Genomic DNA, 6912 nt, shown 5'->3' on the forward strand with positions numbered 1-6912 from the left:
TCTATCCTCGCGTGATCCAGTGAATGACGATCGGGACCGTGGCGATGCTGGCCGCGGTCGAGATCAGGATGGCCGTCGACACGCGATGCGCCGCGACCCCGAAATACTGGGCAAGGATATAGACATTGCCCGCGACGGGAAGGCTTGCGGCGGCGATCATCACCCCGGCCGCGAAAGGGTCCACGTCGAAAAGGACCAGCGCCGCGAAACCGACGGCGAGGGGGTGGAGGACGAGCTTGGCGAAGCTGAGCCAGAGCGCCGGCCCCAGCCGCTCCGCCGAGCGCCCGGCAAGGCTCGCGCCGATGGCGAAAAGCGCGCCGGGCGTCGCCGCCGCGCCGAGCAGGACCAGAAACTCGTCCGCGGGCGCGGGCATCGGCAAATGGAGCCGCGCCCAGATCAGCCCCGCCACCATCGAGACGATCATCGGGTTTGCAACGATCCCGCGCGCCAGCGGCAGGATCGTGGCCGGCGTGATCCGGCCCTGCCTCGCCCCGGTGATGATGAGCGTGATCAGCGTCGAAAAGACCACGAGGTCGATGGTCAGCACCATCAGCACCGGCCCGATCGCGCCCTCGCCCAGCAGGACGACCAGCATCGGCACGCCGAGAAAGCCGGTATTGCCGATCATGGCGGTATGGGCCTCCATCGCGGCCTCGGCCAGTGGCAGCCTGCGCCAGAACCCGACGCCGAGCGCCAGCGCCCAGACCGCCAGCGAGCCGCCGAGATAGGCGAGCGCGAAGGCCGGGTCGAAAAGCCGCTCGATATCGACGGTGGCGGCAAAGCGGAACAGCATGGCCGAAAGCGCGAAGTAAAAGACGAATTTCGTGAGCCAGGCCGTCGCGACCTGCGGAAAGATGCCGGTCCGGCCAGCGAGCCAGCCCGTTCCGATCAGCAGGAAAAAGGGCAGGGTCTTCAGGAAGATTTCAAGCATCGGGCCCGCGTTCGACGGTATATTCGGTCGCGCCCGCGCCAAGGTCGCGGGTTTCGCGCAGATGATGCCCGGCTTCGGCGCAGAAATGCGGCACGTCGATCGCCGCCGCGCGGTCGGTCGCCACAAGGATCACCGTCGCGCCCGGCGAAAGGGAAAGAAGGCGCTTGCGCAGCTTCAGCACCGGCAGCGGGCAGAGGAGGCCGCGCGCGTCGATCCGCTCGCTCATGCCGCCTGACCCGCGCGGACCCGGCACCAGCCGATCGCCTCTGCGGGTATGACAGGCTCGGCCAGATCGCCCGCGAAGTCGCGGAAGGCCTGAAGTTGGTCGGAGGGCACGGCAAGCAGCACCGGGATGCCGGCGGCAAGCGCGCTGGCGATGAATTCGCGAAAGCCCCGGCCATAGCCTTCCTGCTTGCCGAACTTGTTCACGATCACAAGGTCGGCGCCGCGGGCCAGCGCCACCTCGGCCCGGCCGACGGCGCGCGCCAGTGCCCCGGTATCGAGGCGGCAGCCCTCTGAGCAGGTGCCGAGGGATTGCGAAATGCGGATGGCCGGGCCGTCATCCCCGAGAATGCGCAGGTCCATGTCGCAATCGCGCCCCGCTCCGCGATCCAGATTGTGCTGGACCGCCCCCGCCAGCCGCAGGCCCTGCGCCTCCAGCGCGGCAGCGGTCTCGGCCAACAGCCGGTCGGCGGCGCCTGCCTCTTCGGTGATGGTGACGAAGCCCAGCATGACGGTCTCCCTTTCAGGCGGCCAGAATAGTCCGGGCTGCGGCGGGCGCAACCACGGCTGTTCGGGCCACTCAGTTCCCCTCGGCCAGCGGGCCGTAAAGGATCAGCGCCGGATGCGCGCTTGGCCCTTCGGAGGCGAGAAGCGCCGCGAGTCCCGCCACCGTCATGCGCAAAAGGCGCTGATGCGGGTGGCCGACTGCCTCGGCCAGCAGCGCGGGGGTGTCGGGCGGCAGGCCGCGGCGGATCAGCTCCTCGGCCATGGCCGGAAAGGTGCGCTGGCCCATGAAGACCACGGTGGTGGCATGGGGATCGGCCAAGGCGGGCCAGTTCTGGTCCTGCGGCAGGCTGCCGGTGACATCGGCCCCGGTGACGAATTGCAGCCGGCGCGCCGTCAGCCGCCGGGTCAGCGGCAGTCCCGCGACCGCCGCCGCCGCCATGGCGGACGGAACGCCCGGCACGATCTCGAATGGGATCCCGTGTTCCCGCAGCGCCGTGACCTCTTCCTCCAGACGGCCGAAAACCCCGGAATCACCGGATTTCAGGCGCACGACGCGACGGCCCGCCAAGGCATGTTCGACCAGCAGGGCGTTCACATGTTCCTGCTTGGCCGAGGGGCGGCCAGCGCGCTTGCCGACCGCGATGCGTTGCGCCTGCGGCCCCGCATGGTCAAGGACCGGGCCGGAGGCGAGGTCGTCGAACAGGACGACATCCGCCGCTTCAAGCCGCCGGACGGCGCGCAACGTCAGAAGTTCGGGATCCCCCGGACCCGACGAAACGAAACTGACAATGCCCTTCCCATCGCTCATGATTCCGCGATGCGGCAAATTCCGCCCGAACACAAGGCCCCGCCTCGCTGCTTGCCGCCTGGCGCGGCATTTGCCATAGAGGACATGACCGTGCCTTGGGGATAACAGCCATGTTCCGTGCCCGCCATCTTCTGGGAATCGAGCCTCTCGCCCCGGCCGAGATCACCACGCTTCTCGACCTCGCCGAAACCTATGTCGACCTGAACCGCCGCACCGTGAAGCATTCCGACGCGCTGGCCGGGATGACCCAGATCAACATGTTCTTCGAGAACTCGACCCGCACGCAGTCGAGTTTCGAGCTGGCCGGGAAGCGCCTCGGCGCCGATGTGATGAACATGTCGATGCAGACCTCGTCGGTGAAGAAAGGCGAGACGCTGATCGACACCGCGCTGACGCTGAACGCCATGCATCCCGACCTGCTGGTGGTGCGCCACCCGCAATCCGGCGCGGTGGATCTGCTGGCGCAAAAGGTGAACTGCGCGGTCCTCAACGCCGGTGACGGCCGGCACGAGCATCCGACGCAGGCGCTGCTCGACGCGCTGACCATCCGCCGCGCCAAGGGCCGGCTCCACCGCCTGACCGTCGCGATCTGCGGCGACATCGCCCATAGCCGGGTCGCGCGGTCGAACCTGTTCCTCCTCGGCAAGATGGAGAACCGGCTGCGCCTTGTCGGCCCCGCGACGCTGATGCCCTCGGGCGCGCGCGACTGGGGCTGTGAGGTCTATGAGGACATGCGCGAAGGGCTGAAGGGGGCCGATGTGGTGATGATGCTGCGCCTGCAGAAAGAGCGGATGGATGGCGGCTTCATCCCGTCCGAGCGCGAATATTACCACCGCTGGGGCCTCGACCACGAAAAGCTGGCGCTGGCCGCGCCGGACGCCATCGTCATGCATCCGGGGCCGATGAACCGCGGCGTCGAGATCGACGGCACCATCGCCGACGACATCAACCGCAGCGTGATCCAGGATCAGGTCGAGATGGGCGTGGCCGTCCGCATGGCCGCGATGGACCTGCTGGCGCGGAACCTGCGCGCCGAACGCGGCCGCGCCGCCTCGGAGATGATGGCATGATCCTGCATTTCCAGAACGCGCGCCTGATCGACCCCGAGGCCTTGACCGAGGAGGAGGGCAGCCTCACCGTCCGCGACGGCCGCATCGACGCGGTCGGCGCCGAGGCCCCCGAAGGTGCCGAACTGATTGATTGCGGCGGCCGGCACCTTGCGCCGGGACTCGTCGACTGGGGCGTCAAGATCGGCGAGCCGGGCGAGCGTCACAAGGAAAGCTTCCGCAGCGCCAGCCTGGCCGCGGCGGCGGGGGGCGTCACCACCATCATCGCCCGCCCGGACACGCTGCCGCCGATCGACACCCCGGAATCGCTGGAATTCGCGGCCCGTCGCGCCGCCGATGCTCCGGTCAACATCCGCCACATGTCCGCCCTGACCCGCGCGCGCGAGGGGCGCGAGATGGTCGAGATGTCCTTCCTGCAGGATGCCGGTGCCGTGGCCTTCACCGACGGGGTGCGCGTGGTGGCCGACAGCCGGCTGATGTCGCGCTGCATGACCTATGCCAAGGGGCTCGGCGCGGTGATCGTCGGCCACCCGCAGGAGCCGGGCCTTTCGAAGGGCGCGGCCGCGACCTCGGGCAAGTTCGCCTCGCTCTATGGCCTGCCGGCGGTTTCCCCGATGGCCGAGGTGATGGGCCTCGACCGCGACCTTGCCCTCGTCGCGATGACCGGCGTGCGCTATCATGCCGACCAGATCACCACCGCCGCCAGCCTGCCGGCCCTGCGCCGCGCGCGTGAGGCCGGGCTCGACGTGACCGCCGGGATCTCCATCCACCACCTGACATTGAACGAGTTCGATGTCGGCGACTACCGGACCTTCTTCCGCTTCACCCCGCCGCTCCGCTCCGAGGATGATCGCCTCGCCATGGTCGAGGCCGTGGCCGAGGGGGTGATCGACGTCATCGCCAGCTTCCACACCCCGCAGGACGAGGAATCGAAGCGCCTGCCCTTTGCCGAGGCCGCACCCGGCGCGGTCGGGCTGCAGACGCTGCTTCCCGCGGCGATGCGCCTCTACCATTCGGGCGGGCTGAGCCTGCCGCAACTCTGGCGCGCCATGTCGCTCAACCCGGCCCGGCGCCTCGGGCTGACGGCGGGCAGCCTAGCTGTCGGTCTGCCGGCGGATCTGGTGCTTTTCGATGCGAATGCGCCCTTCGTCCTCGACCGCTTCACCCTGCTCTCGAAATCGAAGAACACCCCCTTCGACGGGGCGCGGATGCAGGGGCGGGTGCTTGGCACCTGGGTCGGAGGGCGGCGGGTCCACGGAGAGGCGGGATGACCCTGATCCTCTGGACGGCCATCGGCTATCTTCTGGGCTCGATCCCCTTCGGGCTGGTGATCGCGCGCGCACTGGGTCTGGGCGACCTGCGCAAGATCGGCTCCGGCAATATCGGCGCGACGAATGTGCTCAGGACCGGCAACAAGCCCGCGGCACTTGCCACCTTGCTGCTCGATTCCGGCAAGGGCGCGATCGCGGTCCTGCTGGCGCGCTGGCTCGCAGGCCCCGAGGCCGCGCTTCTCGCAGGCGCGGCGGCCTTTCTTGGGCATCTCTTCCCGGTCTGGCTCGGCTTCAAGGGGGGCAAGGGCGTCGCGACCTTCCTCGGCACGGTCCTCGCCCTCGACTGGCGGCTGGGCCTCGCGGCCTGCGCAATCTGGTTGGTGACGGCGCTGCTCCTGCGGATCTCGTCTCTCTCGGCACTTGTCGCCGCGGCGCTGACGCCTTTCCTCGCGATCTGGCTCGACGGGGCGCGGATGGCCGCCGTCACTGCCTTCATGGCGGTGCTGATCTTCCTCCGCCATCGCGCCAATATCGCCCGCATCATCGCGGGGAGCGAGCCGCGCATCGGCCGCAAGGCCTGACCTTCACTGTTTCCGAAATACCCCGGGGTCCGGGGCAGAGCCCCGGAATCGCACCCGCCGGTCAGCGGGTGGGAACCGGCACCTCGCCCGAATAATCATAGAAGCCCCGGCCGGTCTTGCGGCCCAGCCAACCGGCCTCGACATATTTCACCAGAAGCGGGCAGGGCCGGTATTTGGTATCGGCGAGCCCGTCATGCAGCACGTTCATGATGGCAAGGCAGGTGTCGAGCCCGATGAAATCCGCCAGTTCCAGCGGACCCATCGGATGGTTCGCGCCAAGCTTCATAGACTCGTCGATGGATTTGACCGAACCGACGCCTTCGTAGAGCGTATAAACCGCCTCGTTGATCATCGGGATCAGGATGCGGTTGACGATGAAGGCGGGAAAGTCCTCGGCGCTGGCGGCGGTCTTGCCGATCCTTTCGACCACGCCCAGCAATTCGCGATAGGTCGCCTCATCCGTCGCGATGCCGCGGATCAGTTCGACCAGCTGCATGACCGGCACCGGGTTCATGAAATGCACGCCGATGAAGCGGCCGGGCCGGTCGGTGCGGCTGGCGAGGCGGGTGATCGAGATCGAGGAGGTGTTCGAGGCCAGGATCGTCTCGGGCTTCAGATGAGGCAGCAGATCATCGAAGATCGCTTGCTTGACGGTCTCGCGCTCGGTCGCGGCCTCGATCACGAGGTCGCATTGGCCAAGGTCGGCCAGTTCCATGGTGGTGCGGATCCGCCCGAGCGCGGCCGCTTTTTCCTCGGCGGTGATCTTCTCGCGGCTGACCTGCCTGTCGAGGTTCTTCTCGATCAGCGCGACGGCCTTCTCCATGGCTTCGCGCGAGATGTCGGTCATCAGCACGTCATAGCCTGCCAGCGCGAAGACATGCGCGATGCCGTTCCCCATCTGACCGGCGCCGATCACGCCCACTGTCTGGATTGCCATGATCCCATCCCTTACTGATCCGCCGGGACGATAGGCAGAAGCGGGCGGGCCGATCAATGCAAAAAAACCGCCCCCAAGGGGACGGTTGGTTTTCGAGGCGGGGCGGGGGCTCTGCCCCCGATCCCTTTGGGATCTCCCCCGGAGTATTTGTTGAATAGAGAAGCTCAGAGTTTGGCGCTGAGTTCTGGGACGAGGGTGAAGAGGTCACCGACGAGGCCGTAATCGGCGATCTGGAAGATCGGGGCTTCCTCGTCCTTGTTGATGGCGACGATGACCTTGCTGTCCTTCATCCCCGCGAGGTGCTGGATGGCGCCGGAGATGCCGACGGCGACGTAAAGCTCGGGCGCCACCACCTTGCCGGTCTGGCCGACCTGCCAGTCGTTCGGGGCATAGCCAGAATCCACCGCCGCGCGCGAGGCGCCGACCGCGGCGCCGAGCTTGTCGGCGAGCGTCTCGATGATCGCGAAGTTCTCTTTCGAGGCGAGGCCGCGGCCGCCCGAGACCACGCGTTTGGCCGAGGTCAGTTCCGGGCGGTCGCTTTCGGCAACCTCGTCCGAGAGCCAGGCGGAAAGCGCCGGGTCCGCCGCC

The 6912-nt window shown here is 67.9% G+C and carries 9 protein-coding genes; 3 read left to right on the forward strand and 6 right to left on the reverse strand.

Annotated features, from left to right (window positions below):
* Nucleotide 1: 1 nt before the first annotated feature.
* The 4 genes from VNQ78_RS11190 to cobA form a co-directional block, all read right to left on the reverse strand.
* On the reverse strand, nucleotides 2-931 hold the full coding sequence (locus VNQ78_RS11190) for an AEC family transporter (protein WP_325689680.1): 930 nt from the start codon (nucleotides 929-931) through the stop codon (nucleotides 2-4).
* The gene (locus VNQ78_RS11195) at nucleotides 924-1157 is read right to left on the reverse strand and encodes a sulfurtransferase TusA family protein (RefSeq protein WP_325689681.1); all 234 of its coding nucleotides are present in this window, start codon (nucleotides 1155-1157) and stop codon (nucleotides 924-926) included. The genes VNQ78_RS11190 and VNQ78_RS11195 overlap by 8 nt, the downstream gene beginning before the upstream one ends.
* Nucleotides 1154-1663, reverse strand: a complete 510-nt coding sequence (locus VNQ78_RS11200; protein ID WP_325689683.1) for a DUF2478 domain-containing protein — start codon at nucleotides 1661-1663, stop codon at nucleotides 1154-1156. The genes VNQ78_RS11195 and VNQ78_RS11200 overlap by 4 nt, the downstream gene beginning before the upstream one ends.
* A gap of 70 nt (nucleotides 1664-1733) precedes the next feature.
* Nucleotides 1734-2468, reverse strand: coding sequence for a uroporphyrinogen-III C-methyltransferase (gene cobA, locus VNQ78_RS11205; protein WP_325689685.1), 735 nt, complete (start codon nucleotides 2466-2468; stop codon nucleotides 1734-1736).
* A gap of 110 nt (nucleotides 2469-2578) precedes the next feature.
* Between cobA and VNQ78_RS11210 the strand changes: the two genes are divergently transcribed.
* From VNQ78_RS11210 to plsY, 3 genes are read left to right on the forward strand one after another with little or no spacing between them, the layout of a single operon-like run.
* Entirely contained in the window at nucleotides 2579-3538 is a 960-nt protein-coding gene (locus tag VNQ78_RS11210; RefSeq protein WP_325689687.1) for an aspartate carbamoyltransferase catalytic subunit, read from the forward strand.
* Complete coding sequence (gene pyrC, locus VNQ78_RS11215) at nucleotides 3535-4806, forward strand: dihydroorotase (RefSeq protein WP_325689689.1); 1272 nt, start codon at nucleotides 3535-3537, stop codon at nucleotides 4804-4806. Before VNQ78_RS11210 ends, pyrC begins: the two co-directional genes overlap by 4 nt.
* Nucleotides 4803-5387, forward strand: a complete 585-nt coding sequence (gene plsY, locus VNQ78_RS11220) for a glycerol-3-phosphate 1-O-acyltransferase PlsY (RefSeq protein WP_325689691.1) — start codon at nucleotides 4803-4805, stop codon at nucleotides 5385-5387. The genes pyrC and plsY overlap by 4 nt, the downstream gene beginning before the upstream one ends.
* A 61-nt stretch (nucleotides 5388-5448) precedes the next feature.
* Here plsY and VNQ78_RS11225 read toward each other — a convergent pair whose 3' ends face one another.
* Nucleotides 5449-6324 (reverse strand): 3-hydroxybutyryl-CoA dehydrogenase, encoded by an 876-nt coding sequence (locus VNQ78_RS11225; RefSeq protein WP_325689693.1) that lies wholly within the window; start codon nucleotides 6322-6324, stop codon nucleotides 5449-5451.
* A gap of 164 nt (nucleotides 6325-6488) precedes the next feature.
* On the reverse strand, nucleotides 6489-6912 hold a 424-nt coding region (locus tag VNQ78_RS11230), incomplete at its 5' end, for an electron transfer flavoprotein subunit alpha/FixB family protein (protein WP_325689294.1).

It is taken from the genome of Paracoccus sp. (in: a-proteobacteria) (genome assembly GCF_035556475.1).
Lineage (GTDB): Bacteria > Pseudomonadota > Alphaproteobacteria > Rhodobacterales > Rhodobacteraceae > Paracoccus.